The organism is Caballeronia sp. dw_19 (genome assembly GCF_018449515.1).
Taxonomy (GTDB): domain Bacteria; phylum Pseudomonadota; class Gammaproteobacteria; order Burkholderiales; family Burkholderiaceae; genus Caballeronia.
The window spans coordinates 169,534-187,366 of the sequence record NZ_JAAVUQ010000015.1; the positions used below are offsets into that span (position 1 = coordinate 169,534).

At 57.4% G+C, this 17,833-nt stretch carries 19 protein-coding genes; 16 read left to right on the plus strand and 3 right to left on the minus strand.

What is annotated here, in order from left to right; all coding sequences use genetic code 11:
• Window positions 1–502: 502 nt before the first annotated feature.
• Window positions 503–1,423 (minus strand): CysB family HTH-type transcriptional regulator, encoded by a 921-nt coding sequence (locus HB376_RS21025; RefSeq protein ID WP_213765593.1) that lies wholly within the window; start codon window positions 1,421–1,423, stop codon window positions 503–505.
• A gap of 643 nt (window positions 1,424–2,066) precedes the next feature.
• On the opposite strand from HB376_RS21025, the gene HB376_RS21030 reads away from it, so the two are divergent.
• From HB376_RS21030 to HB376_RS21070, 9 genes are all read left to right on the plus strand, one after another.
• Complete coding sequence (locus HB376_RS21030; RefSeq protein ID WP_213765594.1) at window positions 2,067–3,146, plus strand: PhnD/SsuA/transferrin family substrate-binding protein; 1,080 nt, start codon at window positions 2,067–2,069, stop codon at window positions 3,144–3,146.
• Between the two features lie 199 nt (window positions 3,147–3,345).
• Window positions 3,346–4,551 carry a porin gene (locus tag HB376_RS21035; RefSeq protein ID WP_213765595.1) on the plus strand — a complete coding sequence of 402 codons (1,206 nt, stop codon included), beginning with the start codon at window positions 3,346–3,348 and terminating at the stop codon, window positions 4,549–4,551.
• A gap of 139 nt (window positions 4,552–4,690) precedes the next feature.
• On the plus strand, window positions 4,691–5,299 hold the full coding sequence (locus HB376_RS21040; protein WP_213765596.1) for an alpha-hydroxy acid oxidase: 609 nt from the start codon (window positions 4,691–4,693) through the stop codon (window positions 5,297–5,299).
• 785 nt (window positions 5,300–6,084) lie between these two features.
• On the plus strand, window positions 6,085–7,155 hold the full coding sequence (locus HB376_RS21045) for a DDE-type integrase/transposase/recombinase (protein WP_213765597.1): 1,071 nt from the start codon (window positions 6,085–6,087) through the stop codon (window positions 7,153–7,155).
• Window positions 7,082–8,233 carry a tyrosine-type recombinase/integrase gene (locus tag HB376_RS21050; RefSeq protein ID WP_213765598.1) on the plus strand — a complete coding sequence of 384 codons (1,152 nt, stop codon included), beginning with the start codon at window positions 7,082–7,084 and terminating at the stop codon, window positions 8,231–8,233. Before HB376_RS21045 ends, HB376_RS21050 begins: the two co-directional genes overlap by 74 nt.
• The gene (locus tag HB376_RS21055; RefSeq protein ID WP_213765599.1) at window positions 8,230–9,168 is read left to right on the plus strand and encodes a tyrosine-type recombinase/integrase; all 939 of its coding nucleotides are present in this window, start codon (window positions 8,230–8,232) and stop codon (window positions 9,166–9,168) included. The genes HB376_RS21050 and HB376_RS21055 overlap by 4 nt, the downstream gene beginning before the upstream one ends.
• Window positions 9,169–9,238: 70 nt before the next feature.
• Window positions 9,239–10,156: a tyrosine-type recombinase/integrase gene (locus tag HB376_RS21060; protein ID WP_346730538.1), complete on the plus strand. Its 918-nt coding sequence runs from the start codon at window positions 9,239–9,241 to the stop codon at window positions 10,154–10,156.
• A 132-nt stretch (window positions 10,157–10,288) separates the two neighbouring features.
• The gene (locus HB376_RS21065; RefSeq protein WP_218627329.1) at window positions 10,289–10,855 is read left to right on the plus strand and encodes a Mu transposase C-terminal domain-containing protein; all 567 of its coding nucleotides are present in this window, start codon (window positions 10,289–10,291) and stop codon (window positions 10,853–10,855) included.
• Window position 10,856: 1 nt separating this feature from the next.
• A complete protein-coding gene (locus HB376_RS21070; protein ID WP_213765601.1) occupies window positions 10,857–11,651 on the plus strand; it encodes an ATP-binding protein in 795 nt (264 codons plus the stop codon).
• Between the two features lie 501 nt (window positions 11,652–12,152).
• Here the strand turns inward: HB376_RS21070 and HB376_RS41125 are convergent.
• On the minus strand, window positions 12,153–12,806 hold the full coding sequence (locus HB376_RS41125) for a hypothetical protein (RefSeq protein WP_255631471.1): 654 nt from the start codon (window positions 12,804–12,806) through the stop codon (window positions 12,153–12,155).
• Window positions 12,807–13,048: 242 nt separating this feature from the next.
• Here HB376_RS41125 and HB376_RS21080 point away from each other — a divergent pair, with 242 nt between their 5' ends.
• The gene (locus tag HB376_RS21080) at window positions 13,049–13,324 is read left to right on the plus strand and encodes an HU family DNA-binding protein (protein WP_213765603.1); all 276 of its coding nucleotides are present in this window, start codon (window positions 13,049–13,051) and stop codon (window positions 13,322–13,324) included.
• Window positions 13,325–13,376: 52 nt separating this feature from the next.
• Here the strand turns inward: HB376_RS21080 and HB376_RS21085 are convergent, their stop codons facing one another.
• The gene (locus HB376_RS21085) at window positions 13,377–13,532 is read right to left on the minus strand and encodes a hypothetical protein (protein WP_213765604.1); all 156 of its coding nucleotides are present in this window, start codon (window positions 13,530–13,532) and stop codon (window positions 13,377–13,379) included.
• Between the two features lie 709 nt (window positions 13,533–14,241).
• Here HB376_RS21085 and HB376_RS21090 point away from each other — a divergent pair.
• The 6 genes from HB376_RS21090 to HB376_RS21115 all read left to right on the plus strand — a co-directional run bounded on the left by HB376_RS21090 (window position 14,242) and on the right by HB376_RS21115 (window position 17,710).
• Window positions 14,242–14,658: a hypothetical protein gene (locus HB376_RS21090; RefSeq protein ID WP_213765605.1), complete on the plus strand. Its 417-nt coding sequence runs from the start codon at window positions 14,242–14,244 to the stop codon at window positions 14,656–14,658.
• A gap of 38 nt (window positions 14,659–14,696) precedes the next feature.
• Window positions 14,697–14,888 (plus strand): hypothetical protein, encoded by a 192-nt coding sequence (locus HB376_RS21095; protein ID WP_213765606.1) that lies wholly within the window; start codon window positions 14,697–14,699, stop codon window positions 14,886–14,888.
• 186 nt (window positions 14,889–15,074) lie between these two features.
• Window positions 15,075–15,272: a hypothetical protein gene (locus tag HB376_RS21100; RefSeq protein WP_213765607.1), complete on the plus strand. Its 198-nt coding sequence runs from the start codon at window positions 15,075–15,077 to the stop codon at window positions 15,270–15,272.
• Between the two features lie 80 nt (window positions 15,273–15,352).
• The gene (locus HB376_RS21105) at window positions 15,353–15,535 is read left to right on the plus strand and encodes a GntR family transcriptional regulator (RefSeq protein WP_213765608.1); all 183 of its coding nucleotides are present in this window, start codon (window positions 15,353–15,355) and stop codon (window positions 15,533–15,535) included.
• A gap of 328 nt (window positions 15,536–15,863) precedes the next feature.
• Window positions 15,864–16,055, plus strand: coding sequence for a YqaE/Pmp3 family membrane protein (locus HB376_RS21110; protein ID WP_213765609.1), 192 nt, complete (start codon window positions 15,864–15,866; stop codon window positions 16,053–16,055).
• 695 nt (window positions 16,056–16,750) lie between these two features.
• On the plus strand, window positions 16,751–17,710 hold the full coding sequence (locus tag HB376_RS21115) for an IS5 family transposase (RefSeq protein WP_213765610.1): 960 nt from the start codon (window positions 16,751–16,753) through the stop codon (window positions 17,708–17,710).
• Window positions 17,711–17,833 lie beyond the last annotated feature (123 nt).

Here is a 17,833-nt window from a genome sequence, read left to right on the forward strand (position 1 = left end):
CATGTGTTCGATGAGCTTCATGCAGGACGATTTGCCGGACCATAGCGGCGAGAGTAACAGCGTTTTTCTCATGCTTCGACGGATATTTTTTCGTCGTTAGATGTTTAACGCGCGCCGGGGCTTCGTTCTGTGCATCGGCCTGGGCGGGATTGCGAGCATCTCGTTGCGGGAGTGTCGGGGAATGGGCGTGGATGTCGATGCTTTTCAGTCGGTGGCTATCAGTCAATGGAAAGGTCCACAGGGATGTAACCGCATGGCTCTTTTCGTAAGAGTTATTCGGTGCGATGCGGGCGATATCTTTTTAGAATATTCGAGCGTCGGGATCGCGCGAGCGCTGGCCGTTCGAACCAGCACTGGATCTACTCGGATGCATGTTTTCAACGAGTTTAATATCGATGGCACTGCTCAGGGCCATAGTTGAAGACGCGAATCGAGAGGCATTCCCTCACCGTCTTGCACCCCTGCGAAGCTAGCACTCGGTTCCGGATGCAAAGAGTGTCCTTCATTCATGCTTCAACATGTCAGCCAGTTCCGCATCGATGGTTGGACTAAGCTGACGCGCGAACTCGTGAACGTAACTGCGCAAATAACGTCCCTTCCTATATGCCAGTCGTGCAGTAAGCTGTCCAAACAAATGACGCACCGATATAGCATTTAATCCTTTATCGCGGTCTGCATCAAATGCAAGGCTTGAAATCAATCCTACGCCCAATCCGAGCGAGACGTAGGTCTTGATGACATCGGCATCGATCGCCTCCAGCACAATGTCGGGATGAAGATGCTGCGCGGCGAACGCTTCATCGATCTTGGTTCGTCCAGAGAATGACGACTCGTACGTCATGAGCGGGTAACGAGCCAGGGTGTTCAAACTCAAGCGCTTCTGAGCCAACAATGGATGGCCATCGGGAATGATGGCGATATGATGCCACTCGGCGCATGGCACAGAAATAAGGTCGTTATATAAAGTCAACGCTTCTGTCGCAATGCCAATGTCCGCTTTCCCGTCCAGTACAAGTTGAGCCACCTGCGTCGGCGTTCCCTGCAAAATCGACAGGTGTACCTTGGGGAATTGATGCCGGAAAAGCGCGACCACCGGCGGCAACAGATAACGCGCCTGAGTATGCGTGGCAGCAATGGCCAAATGGCCCTCGTTTTGTGCGGAGAACTCTTCGGCTACCCGCGCGAGGCTCTCTATTGACTGAAGCGCTTGTTCAATGCTCGTTACAATCAGTCGGCCGGGCGCTGACAGAGATTGCACGCGCTTGCCGTGCCGAATGAAGATCTGGACTCCAAGCTCTTCCTCAAGTTCGATAACTGCTCTGGAAACCGCAGGCTGAGAGGTCGAAAGGGCTTGGGCCGCAGCGGTCATGTTGAAGTTCTGACGGACGATTTCTCGAGTGAAGCGGAGCTGAAGAAGATTCATGGTTTTATAGACGAAAGATTAATTGGTCACCTACTGGGTGCATGGCGCTCGTGACAGTGCATCGCAAGACCATCACCAGATACGCCCCTTGCGTGAAGTGCGGGTTTCAGATTGCTTCGGTGCTTCATTTCGCCTATCGTCCCGCCGCTGGGCTTCTCATGTCCGCCTCTTCCAAGCGACGACACTGTAGTTGCGGTTTTATCAAACGCCGCACCGCTACAACTGGCCCCGCGCCACACCGATTACAAACAGAACATGCTGCACTTCACGCAGCTTCGCCTTGCCGGCTCCGTAACGTAACATGCCGGTAACGGCTTACGGTCGCATCATCGCACTGTTCAACTGCTTAATCGGACCCGCCTGTCGCGTGATGGTGGAACTGTCTTGTCCCGACCCGCTGTCTTCGCCGTCGGTTCAACAGGTCGTGAGCATTCGAACAGAAAGCCACGCGGCATGATTGGTTGCACTGATCATGCGCACACGGCATGGAGCGACCGGAAGAATAACGTGCGATACGCGATTTCCCTTATTGCGGGCGGTTAGCGAAAGCGATAAATTGCATAAAAATACATAAGCTTATTTCCAAAAATACATAATACACAGCGCATCCTTGCGATCGCCACCGCCACCAAAGAGGAGATTCATGAATATCAACAAAAAGGGCAGATTCCTGCGTACGCTGGCCGCTGTGGTCATGACCGTCGCTGTATTCGGTGTTCCGGCCGCCAGCGGCCAGACCAACACCGGTAAGCCAGATTTAAGCGGTGTCACGATCACAGTCGGTCAGCAGGGAACAGACACCCAGTATGGATTTCTCGCGTCTCATCTCTTCGACAACACGCCGTACAAACTTAAGTTCGCCACATTCCCGAGTCCTTCCGCAAATCTGACCGCGCTTGCGTCGGGAAATGTGGATATTGCCAATAACGTCTCCCAGTGGACGGCTACGCAAGCTGCTGCGGCTGCGTCGCCACTCTGGACGAGCGCAACGGCGCCTTACAAAAACATCCTAGTCACCGGTCCGGGAAACGCCAAGCAGTTTGATCGTTTCGTCATCGCGGTGTCGAGGATGTCAGGCATTACCGACATCAAGCAAAGCAAAGGCAAGCGCTGGGGCATTATTCCAGGCTCCTCGTACAGTCTCTTTTCAGCGGTTGTGTTGAAAAAACTGGGATGGACGGCGAAGGACGTCACAATTGTAAATCTGGATGCCACCAATCAGGTGCTCGCTCTGGAGACGGGACAGGTTGATGTGCTGTTCAATGTAACCGACAACCTACCCGCGGCGCTACAACACGGAGCGAAAATTATTGGCACGGCGAACGACTATGGCCTGACGATCTATACCGGTTTCCTCGCGAATCGCAAGTCACTTGACGACACGCTGAAAGGCAGGGCTATAGAGGACTTCGTCCGACGCATGGTCGCGTACCAGAACTGGTTTGTACAGCATCAGGCAGAAGCTCAGACAGCATTGGTCAACGGCCTACATCTCACTACCGCCCAGGCGGCATCGGTATGGAAGTACGCGCGTGTCGTCCCAGTCGCACCAGCAACTATCTCGTCCTATTCGCAAGATCTGGCAGATCTCGCGTTCGAATCTGGCCTTATTAAGCAGAAGGTCGATGCTACCGTCTTGCTCGACAATCGCTATGCCAACGTGATCGACGGCACTGCACAGCAAACTAATCTTCTCATGAATTTGAAGGCGTCTTACAAGTAAAATATCGTGCGTATCGGCACGATCATAAATTTCCGAAACAATTAGAACAACGAAGCGTCGCATAATTTTATTATGCAATGCATGTCGCCCTGATGCAATTTTAAAACTTTCGTATGGAACCGGTTCCATACGGCGATAAATTGTGAGCGCGGGCGAGACGAAACTATCTTCAATAACGACTCCGACGCGGGACAAACCGATGAAAACTTCTACGCTCAAGCAGGTCCTGCTGTTAGCTACGCCCTTGCTGTCCGCGCCGGTGTTCGCTCAAAGCAGCGTGACGTTGTACGGCATCGTCGAAGAAGAACTCAAGTATGCAAACAGCACGACGGGCCTCGGATCAACATCAAACGGTCATTCTTTAGCGCAATTATCGACCGCAAGCTGGGCCGCGAGTCGCTTCGGACTGAAAGGAAACGAAGAGCTGGGCGGAGGCACAAGCGCGATTTTTGATTTACAGGCTGGCTTTAATCCGAACAACGGTGCTGCATCAACATCAGGACTACTATTTAATCGATATGCATATTTGGGCATGACCAACCCCCACTACGGCACGGTCACGGCTGGCCGCCAGTACACGCCTTATCTATCGCTTGCCGCACCGTACATGGCACCGCTCTGGCTAACTGGCGCATTCGGCGCTCGTCCAGGCGACATCGACGCGCAGGATGCGTCTTGGCGGGTTAACAACGAACTCATTTATATCTCGCCGCAAGTAGCCGGCTTTACGCTGGGTGCGGCGTACAGCATGCCTGGCGTTGCGGGTAGCTTGATGCAGGGCGCCACCTGGAGCGCGGCGCTGCAATACGCGGCTGGCCCGTTCGGTGCATCTGCGGGCGTGCTTCGCGTGAACAATCCGACGCATGGCGGCGGATCCTGGGCTGCAAGCGCCGACACTTCGACGCAGCCACCGGTCTCATCGATAAACAATGGTTATCAGACGGCAGCAGGCCAGCAGCGTGTCAACATAGTCGTTGGCTATAACCTGTTCCACAAGTGGGACTTCTCGGCGTCGTATTCGAATACGCAGTACATCCCCGGGGGCAACTCCAACTTCGCCAACACTGCAATCTTCAACAGCTTTGGCGCGGTTGTCCATTGGATGATTACGCCGGCCGCAAACGTGGCCTTGGGCTATCAGCAGACCAACACCACAAAGGCTAACGGCATTGCGGACGCTGCGCGTTATCAACAGATCACCGCGTCCGAATGGTATTTGCTGAGCAAACGGACTTCGTTTTTTTGCGTCCAGGCTTATCAAAAAGCGCACGGGAAGACGCTGGGGACGGCCGGCGCGGGTCACATTATTGAAGCAACCCCTACGATTGGCGACGGCTTCAACGGTGCGCCGTCGTCAACGTCAGCGCAACTCGGCTTCACAATTGGTATCGTCCACCGGTTTTGAAGCGCTTGCCCGCTTTGACTGGCACGCCATCCGCAGTCCACGAAACGACCTACTCTGGAAGGTTCCGGCAATGCTATATCGCAAAAGCGCTGAGCGCACGGCATCAGCTCTCGACAGGCGCTACCTCAACGTAGAGGACATGCGCGGCGCGGCGATGCACCGCCCGCCCCGCGCCATTTTTGAGTTCGTCGACAGAGGGACCGAAGACGACCTCGCTGTCGCCAACAATCGGGCCGGGTTCACACGCATCAAGCTACGGCAACGCGCCATGATTGATGTGTCGAGACGCAACCTTGCCACATCGATCTTTGGCGCGGATGTGGGCTTGCCCGTGGCGATCGCTCCGACCGGTTTTGCCGGCTTATGCTGGTATGACGGTGAAGTCGCGCTCGCACGAGAGGCGCAGGCTGCGAATATCCCCTTCACGCTGGCGACGGGCGCGCTGGCGTCGATAGAAAGGGTTGCGAGAGAGGCTGGCCCGGACGCGGGGGGCCGACTATGGTTCCAGCTCAACGTCTGGCAGGACCGCCAACGATCATATCAACTGATGGAGCGCGCGCGGCGCGCTGGGTATGAAGCCTTGATTGTCACCGCCGACACGCCCGTGAGTCCAAATCGGGAATACAACATACGTAACGGTTTCAGTCTGCCATTCGCCATGTCGCCGCGCTTTGCATTCGACGTCGTGCAGTGTTGCGTCCCGCTAAATTTGGGATCCAGCGAAGGTGTTTATCTCGGTATCAAATAGGATGAAGTTTGGAACTTAACCCTGAACATCATGAGATGAGACGGACGTAAAGAAGGCCAGTACTGCTCTGTTATCGTGGGAAGTTACGAAGCCCCACACGAACAACAAAGTAGACCGGCCTATGCATCGAATTGTATTCGCGTTTCCTGTTCTTGAACAACATCTCAATGCGGTCGATCGCACGCCGCAAGTGTATCGACCTGTCGCTTGCGTACATTGCGGCTGCTCGGGTGTGTGGTGTCATGGTCGCTACTATCGCAAGGCCGACCGCAGCGCCGCCGGCGCCCTCAATCCGATTCCCGTTTTGCGCTTTCGCTGTCGTTCCTGCAGCCGCACGTGTTCGCGCCTGCCGCTGTCCATAGCGCCCCACCGCTGGTATAACTGGGCGGACCAACACCGTGTCTTACTCCTTCTGTTGGCCGGCTGCTCGCAGCGCCGCGCCAGTGCGATCTTCGCGCTCGGCAGACATACGGTACGGCGCTGGTCGCAGCGGCTTGGCGAGCGTAGCCTCTCGTTCGAATTTCATTTGCGAAGCCGTTTCGCCGAACTCGGGCGATCAGTCGATATCACTGAATTCTGGCTGCGCTGCCTGCAGTGTATGCCGTTGTGCGAAGCCATGGCCTGGCTCGACAGCGACGGCGTTTGCGTCCCGTGATCCGTTTATCCTGATTGGGTACGCGACGACGTAATTTCCGCCATTCCGGGCTCTCCACACACTTTGCCCACTCGCGCCGAATTCGGTTCGCGGTTCTCATGGCACTCCCTTTTTAACCATAGGAGTGAGCGTGAAGGACATCGACCCGAAGGCCCTGTTTCGCCTGTCCGTACTCGGACCACTTGTCAGTCGCGAACGGCTTGATCGCGGCGACTTGCAGCAGATCATCCGCCAACTGGCTCAGCAGGAGTACGCAATTCCCGGTTCTCGTCGTCGCCATATCGGCGAGAAGACACTTCAGTCCTGGTATTACGCCTGGAAACAGCACGGGCTGGAGGGCTTGTGCGGCAAGCCCCGTGTGGATCGCGGGCAATCGAAGCTGCCATCAGCCGTGCAAGCGGCGATCCTTGCGGCTAAGCGCGAGAATCCGCGACGCTCGATCCGCCAGATCCGTTTGCTGCTCGAGTCCGCCGGTATTGTCGCGCACGACACACTCTCGCGCTGCGCCGTTCATCGGCTGCTGCAAGCCCACGGGCTCTCGCGCATCGTTGGCTCATCCAGCTTGCCCGAGGAGAAGCGCAGCTTCGTGGCCCAACACGCAGGCTCCATCTGGTATGGCGATGTCGTGCACGGCCCGCACTTGTCGCTCGGCCGGGGGCGCCGCAAGACCTACCTGGTATCGTTGATGGACGACGCCTCGCGGCTCATCGCTCATAGCGCGTTCTGCTTCTCGGAGAGCGCGATCGACATCGAGGGCGTACTCAAGCAGGCATTGCTCAAACGCGGTGTGCCCAAGATGTTGATCGTCGATAACGGCGCCGCCTATCGGGCGGCGACATTGCAGGGCATTTGTGCACGGCTGTCGATCAGGCTGGTTTATTGTAGACCGTATGCTCCCGAGGGTTATGTGCCGGGCAGATATATGTCGCGGCAGACCATGAAGGCCAGACCTGATGCGGCAATGGGGCAGACCTGTGCGACATATTTAATTTGGTTCGATACTGGTACGCCCACGTTTCAAAGGAGGGCATGCCATGTTGGAAACCCTATTCACTCGCCCTTGTCATCTGGCTCGACACCGCTCCAACCCGTTCGCCGCATCGATAGATCAGTATCTCGAGCATTGCGTGGAACAAGGCTATCCACGGTCGTCTTTGAAGAAGATCGCCTGGGTGTTGATGGCTTTTTCGCAAAGCCTTGACCTGTCCCGAACGAAGCGGATCACCCGTCAGGAGATCGCGTTTGCGGTAGATCACCGCGTTCGTTTTGCCCGGCGACCAGAGCACGCCGCGGATTCGAGAAGCTCACGACTGTTGTTCATCCATATCGCAACCGCATGGCTGCGTTTTCTCGGCTATCTGGAGGAGGATCTAGTCGAGCCGCAGCCCTTCGCGCACCTGGTCGATGATTTCGTGAATTTCATGGCCGAAGAGCGAGGCCTGTCCGCCGCAACCATAACGTTTCGTCGTGAACAGGTCACGCATTTTCTGGAAATGACCTGGCCCGCAAGGGGCGCCCTCAATGCGATCTCGATTCAGGACATCAATGCCTATCTCGCCCGGCAAGGCGGACGCGGTTGGAGCAGAAGGTCGCTGCATACGCTCGCGGACGCATTGCGCAGTTTTTTCCGTCATGCCCAGGCCCAGGGATGGACGGGCAACATCGCGGCGGCCATTACATCGCCGCGCATATACGCCCAGGAAGGCCTCCCCCTCGGGCCACGCTGGGACGAGGTGCAACAACTCATCGGGTGCTTCACCGGTAACAGTGCAGTCGACCTTCGCGATCGGGCTATCGTACTGCTACTCGCAGTCTACGGCCTGCGTCGTGGCGAGGTTGCCCGACTTCGTCTCGAGGATCTGGACTGGGCCGGTGAGAAGATCTATGTGACGCGCCCAAAGCAGCGCTGTACGCAACAGTATCCCCTGGATCCCGTCGTTGGCGACGCGATCGTCCGGTACCTGAAGGAAGCCCGGCCACGATGCGTTCATCGCCAGGTGTTTCTGAGTCTTGATGCTCCCATTCGCCCGCTCTTGCCGGGCTGTATCAGTCCCATTGTGCGTTCGCGCCTGGCCGCTCTCGGGATCCAAACCCCGCGACGTGGCGCCCATTGCCTGAGACATGCCTGTGCCCGGCAGCTGCTGGCTGGAGGCTTCTCCCTCAAGCAAATCGGTGACCATCTCGGTCATCGTAGCGCCGCGGCGACCAGGGAGTACGTCAAGGTCGACCTCGACGGTTTGCGGCAAGTGGCCGAACTCAATCTGGAGGCGCTGTCATGAAACTCTCCGATTTTTCGCATGAGTACGTGGCGTACAAACGCGCGCTGGGCATGCGTTTCGATACAGAGGCAGAGATGCTGGCTGCGTTCTGCCGGCGTGTCGGCGATGCAGCGTTGGTCGATGTCACCGCGGATCAGGTAAGGAGCTATCTTGACGGTCACCTGCCCCTGTCCAGTTACTGGGAGCGCAAACACACGGTGCTCAACGGGCTGTTCCGGTTTGCCATGCAGTGCGACTACGTCAAGGTTTCGCCGGTTCCTTGCCGCCATCCGCAATTCCCGCCACCTCTGATTCCCTACATCTATTCACAGGATGAGCTAAAGCGCCTCCTCGCTTCAACACCAGCTGCGTGCGGCCCGCTAGTTCCCATGGAGGCGTTTGTTTTCCGCACTCTGCTCCTGTTGTTGTATGCAGCCTGCCTTCGACTCGGCGAAGCGCTGCGACTTACGATGAACGACGTCGATCTGGATCAGGCCGTGCTTTGTGTTCGAGAGACCAAATTTTACAAGGCGAGAATGGTCCCTCTTGGCAAGGATTTGACCATGGCGTTGAGCCATTATGTCCGGCAACGCAATCTCGTTCATGCGCATGATCCGGAGTCACCGTTCTTTTGTTTCCGCGATGATCGTCCCTTAAGCCAGTCAGCAGTACGATACGCTTTCCGACGACTGCGTGCGATCGCCGGTGTCAGTCGTCACGATGGTGCCCGCTATCAGCCACGGATTCATGATCTTCGGCACAGCGGCACGGGCCATCGCCTGGTGGCCTGGTATCGCAGCGGAGCGGATCTACAGCGGCTTTTGCCGCAGCTGGCAACGTACCTCGGCCATATCGATCTCGCTGCGACACAACGTTATCTCACGATGACCCCGGAACTTTTGCGCGAAGCGAGCCTTCGTTTCGAGCGGTATGCCAAGGAGCCCCATCATGAATGACACAGCCTTGCTCGGACCCTGGGTCCGGCGTTTCCTGCTCGAACATCTGGTCGCTGAACGCAATCTCGCCGTGAATACCAAAAAGAGCTATCGCGACATGCTCATGCTGTTACTTCCCTATGTCGCCGGAAAGCTCAAGAAGCCAATCGATCGTCTGACGGTCACCGATCTGTCGGCGCAAGTCGTGCGTCTGTTTCTGACTCACGTGGAGCAACAGCGCGGTTGCACGATCGCGACGCGCAATCAGCGCCTGGGAGGTATTCACGCATTGGCGCGATTCATCGGCGAGCATAGCCCCGAGCATATCGAGTGGTACGGCCAGATCCGTTTGATTCCCTTCAAAAAGGCCAGCCAACCATCGATTACCTATCTGGACAGGCAGGAAATGGATACGCTTCTTGCTGCACATGACGAGCATAGCGCGCAAGGGCGACGTGAACAGGGTTTGCTGCTATTTCTCTACAACTCCGGCGCGCGGGCCAGTGAAGCCGCGCAGGTCAAGATCAAGGATGTCGATTGGCATGCGCAGTGCGTCTGCATTGTCGGCAAAGGAAACAAACAGCGCCGCTGCCCGCTCTGGACCGATACCCTCGATGAATTGCGCCTGTTGGCGGGCAAACGGGACGGGGCGGAGCCGGTATTCCTCAACCGCTGCGATCGACCGATGACCCGATCAGGCATCCATGCGTTGGTAAAGCGTTGTGCCGCCCGCGCTGGTGATCACATGTCATCACTCAAAGACAAGAAAGTGGGACCCCACGTGATTCGGCACAGTACGGCCTCCCATCTGCTGCAGTCGGGTGTCGACATCAACACCATACGGGCCTGGCTTGGACATGTCTCGCTGACCACCACGAACGTCTATGCCGAAATCAATCTGGAGACCAAGGCTCGCGCATTGGCAACGTGTGCAGTGTCCGGCACGACGAAGGCAAGAAAGCGCTGGCGCGACCAGCCTGACCTGATGGCGTTCCTGCGCAGCTTGTAACCCGAAAGTTATGCGGCGGCCGTATCTCCTAAATCCATGCTGCATACGTGCACAGAACACCGCCGCGACATATATCTGCCCGGCACATAACCCTCGATATGGACTCAAGTCCATATCGAGGGTAAGGGCAAGTTGGAGCGCTGGCATCGCAGCTTACGGGCTCAATTCCTCAGCGAGCTCGACACCACGCACATCCATGATCTGGCGGACCTCAACGCGCGCCTATGGGCTTGGGTCGAACAGATTTACCATCGCACCGAACATAGCGGTCTGGGTAACCAGACGCCGCTCGCCCGCTATCAGCAGGACCTACCCCGTATCGGCACACTCGGCGCACGCGCCGCACAACTGGACGAACTGTTCCTGCACCGTATCGAGCGCTACGTGCGCCGCGACGGCACCGTGTCATTTCAGGGCAAACGCTTCGAAGTGCCATACGAGCTGGTCGGCAAGACCGTGCTGCTCGTGGTGGACCCCCATACGGGAACCGTCAAGGGCGTAGAAAGTGAGGCGGGCGAGTCCTTGGGCGTCGCAACCCTGCTTGACGCGCTCGCCAATCGCACACGCAAGCGGCGCAAATCCCAGCCTGAGGCCGTCGCACCGGCCGCGACAGGAAACGACGCGCCGATCGAGAACGCAGCGCACGGCCCCAATCTTGTCGAACTCGCCTATCAACGCCACTACGCCCGGGAGCTGTGATATGTATCGACAACACTTCGGTCTACGTTGCGCGCCGCTCTCCAAAGAACATAGTGAGTTGTGGGATGACGGCGCCTTGGCGCAATTTAACGAACGCTTCCAGTGGCTACTGCACAGTCCCGGTATTGGCTTGCTCACGGGCGAGCCCGGCGTGGGCAAGACTGCCGCGTTACGCCACGCAGCACTGGCCTTGAATCCCCATCGATATCAGGTCATCTATCTGGCTGAAACCGAGTTCGGGCGCATCGATCTGTACCGCAGCCTCGCTCGCGCGCTGGGTCTGGAGCCGGCCTATCGGCGTGCCGACCTGTGGCGTGATCTGAAGCTGCGCATCCAGGAACTCGTCGAGAGCAAACAGTTGTTGCCCGTTTGGATTATCGACGAAGCGCAGAACCTACCCCTCGAATTCTTCCGCGACTTCCCGGCCTTCCTGAACTTCGCCTTCGATTCGCGCGACCTGCTCACCGTCTGGCTCGCAGGCCATCCGAGTCTGGGCCAAACGCTCGAGCGTGCGCCGTACGCAGCTTTATATGGACGTATCCAGGCTCGCGTTCAACTCAAACCCGTGATCGAACGCGAGCGCTTCGCCTTGTTCATCCAACACGCATTGAAGAGCGCCGGCTGCAGTCACACGTTGCTGGCCGAATCTGGCCTGGAGTTACTTCGCCAGGCCTCTCGCGGCTTGCCCCGGCAAGCAGGGCGGATTCTGCGCACCGCGATGCAGATGGCCGTGCCCAAAGGACTGAACCATCTACCCGACGAACTGCTACAACAGGCAATCGAGGAGTTGAAATGACGCCCGAGTTTGACACGCTGTTCCCCGATGGCATCCCTGATTCTTGTGCTCGTGCTCTGAGCGACTTCCTCTACCGCCTCGCCCTTGTATGCGAACAACGATACGAGCACGAACTGCGTCGCGACTCCGACAAACGCTATCGCGAGACAATGGATCCCGATCAACCATGGCGCCGTAAAACCGACCCTCCAATCTAGCGCCGCCGTCGCGTACTAAACGAGCCCCATTCCATTGCTCATTTAGTGCGCGACGCCCCTCCCAATCTCACGCCACATAGCTCGCGACGACAACCCTAATTTAGGCCGGGACGTAACACCACCCAGTTCTACTCGTTGGTGATGTAAGCTATCCTTATCATATGGCCTTCGTACGACTGAACCGCCTTACCGCGACAGAACCGGCGCTCTCCGCCGATCTGTGGACGCAGGTACGTGCGGAACTGGATGCCCGATGTGACGGAGACGAGCTCGGCGGATTGACCCCGACCGAGGAAGAAGCGCGTCAGTGGCGCATCGCGCGTGCGGCCATTTTATTGATGGGGGACTCGGGTGTACGACGCGACGAAGCGGCCAACGCACGCCGGGAAAACCTGAGCGAGGCCGTCGTGAGCTCGGGCGGGCTTGCCAAAACTTCCGCCAAGGGGATGACCAGGTCATCCCCGACAGCCGCGGCAAGTGAGACGGCACCCCCACAAACAGGCGTGACGGTATGGGCGTTGAGCATCGTCGGCAAGCGCCGCAAACAACGCACGGTCCCGGTGAGCGCGGCGGCGGTCGCCGCGTTGCGCGCGCACTGGGTGGATCGAGAGAAAGACTTCGATGCGCCGTTGGTCGAGGGGCCGTTGATTGCGCCGCTCGTCATCAATGGCACCGAGATGCGTCGCAGGCCAAACACGGCGACGCATCGGAAGGCAAGGGCGACGCGCCACATGAGCCGCATTGGCCTCAAGCACCCTACGCGGCGGATGCGCTCGCACGCCTGGTGCGCGAAGCGGTGCGACGCATCGCCGGTGATCTGCTGCGCGAGGGCGCGCTGTCCTACGATGCGCACGCGAAACTCCTCGCGACCTCGGCGCATGCGTTTCGCCACACCTTCGGCACCCGGGCGGTTGCCCGGGACATGCCCATCGACGTGGTGCAGCGCATTCTCGGTCATGCCTCCTCGCAGACTACGTCGATTTACGTCCACGCGGAACGCCAGCGCATGCTCGATGCTGCGACGCAATATTATTCAGAAGACAGCGGGTAGTTGCCGTCGGAAAATTTCAACGCAGGAGCGGGGCGCTGTCGCTGTGATACTCGCATTGCTCCGCCTCAACGGCCCTTCTGTCTGGTGCGGTATCCTGCCGGGTCGGCAGGCATACGGGCTGTCGATTTATTTAATGGAGAAAACTCAACATGAACAAGCAGGATCTTATTGACGCAGTGGCAAACGAAGTGGGCATCACGAAATTGGCTACTGCCGAAGCGATCGACGCATTTCTTGATGCTGTGACTCAAGCGGTGGTCAGGGGCGATGCCGTTCAACTGATCGGATTTGGGTCTTTCAGCAGCGGCACGCGGGCCGCGCGAACGGGTCGCAACCCGAAGACCGGCGCGCCGCTTCAGATCGCAGCCTCGAAGACCGTCAAGTTCACCGTCGGCAAAGGATTCAAGGACGCCGTGAACCGGTAGGGCGTTGAACGCGGTGTCCGCTCGCGGCGCGCCGTGTCGCGGGCGGGCGCCGTTACGATTCGACAACGGTCCACTGGCGGTTAGCTCCGATGCCGATGCCGGTGCGCGCGCGAATAACTGGCTCGTCGAACAGTTTTGGATTTCTCCACCTCATCGCGCGGCGCGGCTCGACACCATCTGCGTGCAGCGAGCGAATCACGATGTGCACTCACCGTGCATTTCCCAACACCCCGGCGATTCGATCCGCGTTCCCGACCAACGCTCCACGTTTCGCCTGGAGGGGGAATTTCCATGGACGAAGTGGCTCACAATAGGTGGGCGGCATGACATTGAGCGGGCAATGCGACGCCCGCAGGCCGAATAGCGGACGGCCATCGTGGTGGCCAAGCTGCGGGTACAAAAGTGCCGCGGGAGCACAGCCGCGCAGAAACATCGTTACGGCTATCCTCGTAGCTGGAAGGTTTAAGTGCCGACGCGAGAAGTGAGCTCGCAGGTTCTACGACGTGCCCAATCGCGTCAGCCCTGGCGCGTTAGAACACGCCGTGCGCGACGGGTTGGCGGCCTTGCTTATCCTGATGCATTTCCTTGATGCCTTTGCGGCACGGAGTCATCCGATATTGCGTCATTTGTCGCCTTTTTTTCCTGAACGGCGGCCCGCTCGAATCGGCTAATTGCCCCGCACTAAAAGGCGCAACACCTCCCCATCCAGGGGGACACACATTACGCACGTACCAAACACGTGCAAAAACACCCGCAAACCCTCGCCGATATTGGCTTCACAGTGGTACAGGGAGCAAGCGCGCCGGGCGTGCCCAAAAAAGTCCAAATTCACGTAACCCAATGCCATCCTTCGTTTTGAAGATGGTACTATTTGCAACCAGAGGTGGTTAGATCATAATTCGCCGACGGGGGCCCTGATGCGTGACAAGTCGATTCACATCCGTGTGGAACACGACGATTACGAGAAGCTGGTGCAGCGAGCCGGCTCGATGAAAATGACACCAAGTGCGGTGGCACGGGGACTGGTTTTGCAGGGACTCTGGCCCATTGATCATAAGCATGACGCGTTGCTCGATCGGCTTGAGCGCCTTGAAATTCTCATGATGAAGGTCAGCATTCTCGCGGCCAGCGCTGTCGCATCGACTGTGATTCCTCCCGGTTTGGAGGGCGATGTGAGTGAGCTTGAAGAGGGATTCAAGGAGCAGATGCGACATCACATCAGGCAGTCGATCAAGCAGGGAAAGAACGTTGATGGGGCCTACGATAAAGGACGATTCGATGAGAGAAATGGGTCTGTGTGCGCAGCCGCCCCTAAGCTCGCCCGCGTTGATTAATGCCGTTTGCGTCGATCGGCGATTCAAGGAAGCCTGCGATGAACGCAGCAAATAACGACCCGACGGCTGGCGCCGGGACACCCGGAGTAGGGCGGGTAACGACGACGCAAGTACTGCCCGACGAACACCGCAGGATTGCTTCAGAGTGGATGGCGCGCGTACTCGAAGGTGTCAGGGAAATGCATCAAAATGAGCGGGCTCGCCAGGCCGTCGCGCGCAGGCTGTTTTAGGTATATCGGGCCGGCGCCGCTGTGGCGCAGATCCGATTCATTGAAGGGTTCGTGGCCAGACTGAACGACGTCCGCGCTCGTTTGCGCGCCGCGATCAGGGGGCACCTGTCGCCTAATAGCACGTAAAGCCCGTGACACAATCTTCGATCCCTTCGATCAACAACATGACGGATTCAGAGGTAAAAGATGAGCGATGGATTGGTCGAGGTCTACGACTATAAAGACCCCAACGGCGAGAATCCTGATTGGATCTGGCAAGGAACCCCTGAGCACATTGCAAAGATGGGCCTTTATCCAATCTCTGGAACGGCGAAACAAGTTCCGGTTGCCGACATTGACGAGACGGGACGATATCGGCCCGAAATGGGAACTGGGCAGCAGTAGCGCAAGGCTGTCGGCAAGCATGAGATGGATAACTGAGATACGGTATGACTGCGCGTGAGAAATCGTTGGTGGCGCTTACCTTGGATAAGCTCGTGGGCGCAATCATGAGCCACGAGTACGATGGAGGTGTCCCGCCGCAGGACGATCTCGCCCTGCAACTCGGCGTCAGTCGAGGCGTTATTCGTGAAGCGCTGAGCATGCTGCGCGTGCCACATCCAAAGGCTGACGTAACGATGGCGGCTACGCCCGCCGAAACCGGGTAAATTCACCGAATCACCCTTGTGTATAGAGAGGTTCGTGATATCTATTCTTCCTCAAAACGTCGAAGCTATTCATCCGTCGCTCTGGCGCGCATCTCCGCTCGCGCGTGGAATCAATGTAGGAGAATTCCAGGTCATTGTTGACGCGAGTGAGTGGCTTGGCAAGCTGAGTCCTATAACGGTAAGTTCGCACGCGCCGGTTAAACTAGAAAAGATGGAGCGGCCGTGGATTCGAGTTAATGCCCGGTACGCGCCCGTTCGCAGGTAACCACGACACCTTCATCACACTGACTCGCCACGCTCTTAGGCGGCTATCTACACGGAAAATTCAATGCGTCTTTTGCTCGCAATCATCCTGCCCTGGTTCCAGTTCTTTACGATCGGCCGGCCACTTTCGGGAATCGTCTGCCTCGCACTTCAGCTCACGATCGTTGGCTGGATCCCTGCGGCAATCTGGTCAGTGTACGCACTGAGCCAATATAAGACCGACCAGAAAATCGCATTTTCAAGACGTGACCGATAGGAACCCGTACCGCCTATTCGCTCAATGCGGCTCGCCAATGCAATGTATCCCGTTGTCAGCCCCGACACCACGATGGCTGAGGCCTTCGGCATAGCCCAACGACTTTAGTCGGTCTCAGCACGATAAATTTTCACATATCGCAGCTTGCTATTACTCAAGATAGAAATGATGACTCGAATTATTCAAATAGCACCCGGTGTGGTCTTCGCGGCCGATGTGTTGGATCCAGAATGGATTTTTACCGCCTCAGGTATCCCTAGGCCACAAACCACGAGCGTACGTGCGAAGCTGAATAGTGCTCGATATCCCACTTCCTCACGCGGTGCAGACGCCGGTGACGTTGATAGCCAGATTGAGCTGCTTTAACACTCGATCACAGCAGAGAAGCGGCAAATCTACTTAGTCGATGTACAAACGGAGAAAACAACAAATGACGACCTACAAGGAACTCAAAGCGAAAGCGACGGTTTTGTCGCGTTAAGGCGGGAGAGGTAGTATTCGAGTCTGACAATATGCTTTGGCTGACCAATGAAGAAGACCAAAACCCCGCGAAAGACGCTTGCTGTGGGCATCGCCCGAGGGCGTTGTTGCAATAAAGAGATCGGTGCAGAGATGACGTTTACGCGCAACGGTCTTGGCACTGCCTCTGTTAACTCAATGAGGAACTGCGTAGATTCTCGATATTTGGCGGGAAGATGCGCAAGGACAAACGCAAGAGCCTCGAGCCGAAAGGCGTTTATCGAGTCAGGAACTGGTCGGAGTACAACGCGGGGCTGATCGCCCGAGGCAGCTTGACCATGTGGATTGACGAAAGCGCATTCAGGAGTGGGAGCGAAGCGGGGCCTGTCAGACGCGGTAGGCCGCAGGTCTACTCGGACGCCATGATTCAGGCCGTGCTTACGCTTAAGCACGTTTATCATTTGACGCTTCGAGCCGTTCAGGGCTTTGTGCAAAGCCTTCGTGAACTTGCGTTTGCAAACCTGATTGTGCCCAACTATACGACGCTGAGCCGCCGCGCACAGCACCTGCAGGTGAGATTGCCCGAGATGTCGAGCGGGGAACCGGTTCATCTGGTTGTCGATAGCACGGGCGTGAAGCTCTACGGCGAAGGCGAATGGAAGGTGCGCAAGCACGGCTACTCGAAGCGGCGCACGTGGCGTAAGGTCCATCTGGGACTGGACGTAAAGACGGGTCAGATACGCGCGGCGCTGATGACGCATCAGGATGTCGACGACGCAAGTGCATTGCCCGGTTTGTTGGCGCAGATTCCTGTCGATGAACCCATCGATACGATAGGCGGTGACGGTGCATACGATACAAAGCAGTGCCATAAGGCGATCACCGAGCGCGGCGCTACGCCGTCGATTCCGCCGCGCGAGGGCGCGAAACCTTGGTCGGAAAGCATACCCGGAGCAAGCTGGCGAAATGAATCCATCAACGGTATTGCGCGAGACGGCCGAGACGAATGGAAGAAGCGCAGCGGCTACCACCGACGTTCGCTGATCGAAAATACGATGTACCGCTATAAAACGCTCACAGGGAATTGTCTTTCGGCGCGCTGCATAGGTTCGCAAGCGACGGAGGTCGCCATCCGTGTTGGCATCATCAACCATATGGTCACACTTGCACGCCCGCAGTCCGTGCGTATCTCATGAATTTAGGATCGCGGGTGAACGCTCGCCTGCATCATCTATTTTTGCAACAACGCCTCGCCCGAGTGCTAAAGCGCCTTCACTATCCGCTCGATGTGATGGTGCAGTGCGTGCGGTGGTACGTCG

Bases quoted from the DNA above. Each gene is read 5' to 3' on its own strand.
- HB376_RS21070 (WP_213765601.1), top strand. From the start codon at position 10,857: ATGTATCGACAACACTTCGGTCTACGTTGCGCGCCGCTCTCCAAAGAA.
- HB376_RS21080 (WP_213765603.1), top strand. From the start codon at position 13,049: ATGAACAAGCAGGATCTTATTGACGCAGTGGCAAACGAAGTGGGCATC.
- HB376_RS41125 (WP_255631471.1), bottom strand. From the start codon at position 12,806: ATGACCGAGAATGCGCTGCACCACGTCGATGGGCATGTCCCGGGCAAC.
- HB376_RS21040 (WP_213765596.1), top strand. From the start codon at position 4,691: ATGCGCGGCGCGGCGATGCACCGCCCGCCCCGCGCCATTTTTGAGTTC.
- HB376_RS21090 (WP_213765605.1), top strand. From the start codon at position 14,242: ATGCGTGACAAGTCGATTCACATCCGTGTGGAACACGACGATTACGAG.
- HB376_RS21055 (WP_213765599.1), top strand. From the start codon at position 8,230: ATGAAACTCTCCGATTTTTCGCATGAGTACGTGGCGTACAAACGCGCG.
- HB376_RS21095 (WP_213765606.1), top strand. From the start codon at position 14,697: ATGAACGCAGCAAATAACGACCCGACGGCTGGCGCCGGGACACCCGGA.
- HB376_RS21030 (WP_213765594.1), top strand. From the start codon at position 2,067: ATGAATATCAACAAAAAGGGCAGATTCCTGCGTACGCTGGCCGCTGTG.
- HB376_RS21035 (WP_213765595.1), top strand. From the start codon at position 3,346: ATGAAAACTTCTACGCTCAAGCAGGTCCTGCTGTTAGCTACGCCCTTG.
- HB376_RS21115 (WP_213765610.1), top strand. From the start codon at position 16,751: ATGCGCAAGGACAAACGCAAGAGCCTCGAGCCGAAAGGCGTTTATCGA.
- HB376_RS21025 (WP_213765593.1), bottom strand. From the start codon at position 1,423: ATGAATCTTCTTCAGCTCCGCTTCACTCGAGAAATCGTCCGTCAGAAC.
- HB376_RS21100 (WP_213765607.1), top strand. From the start codon at position 15,075: ATGAGCGATGGATTGGTCGAGGTCTACGACTATAAAGACCCCAACGGC.
- HB376_RS21110 (WP_213765609.1), top strand. From the start codon at position 15,864: ATGCGTCTTTTGCTCGCAATCATCCTGCCCTGGTTCCAGTTCTTTACG.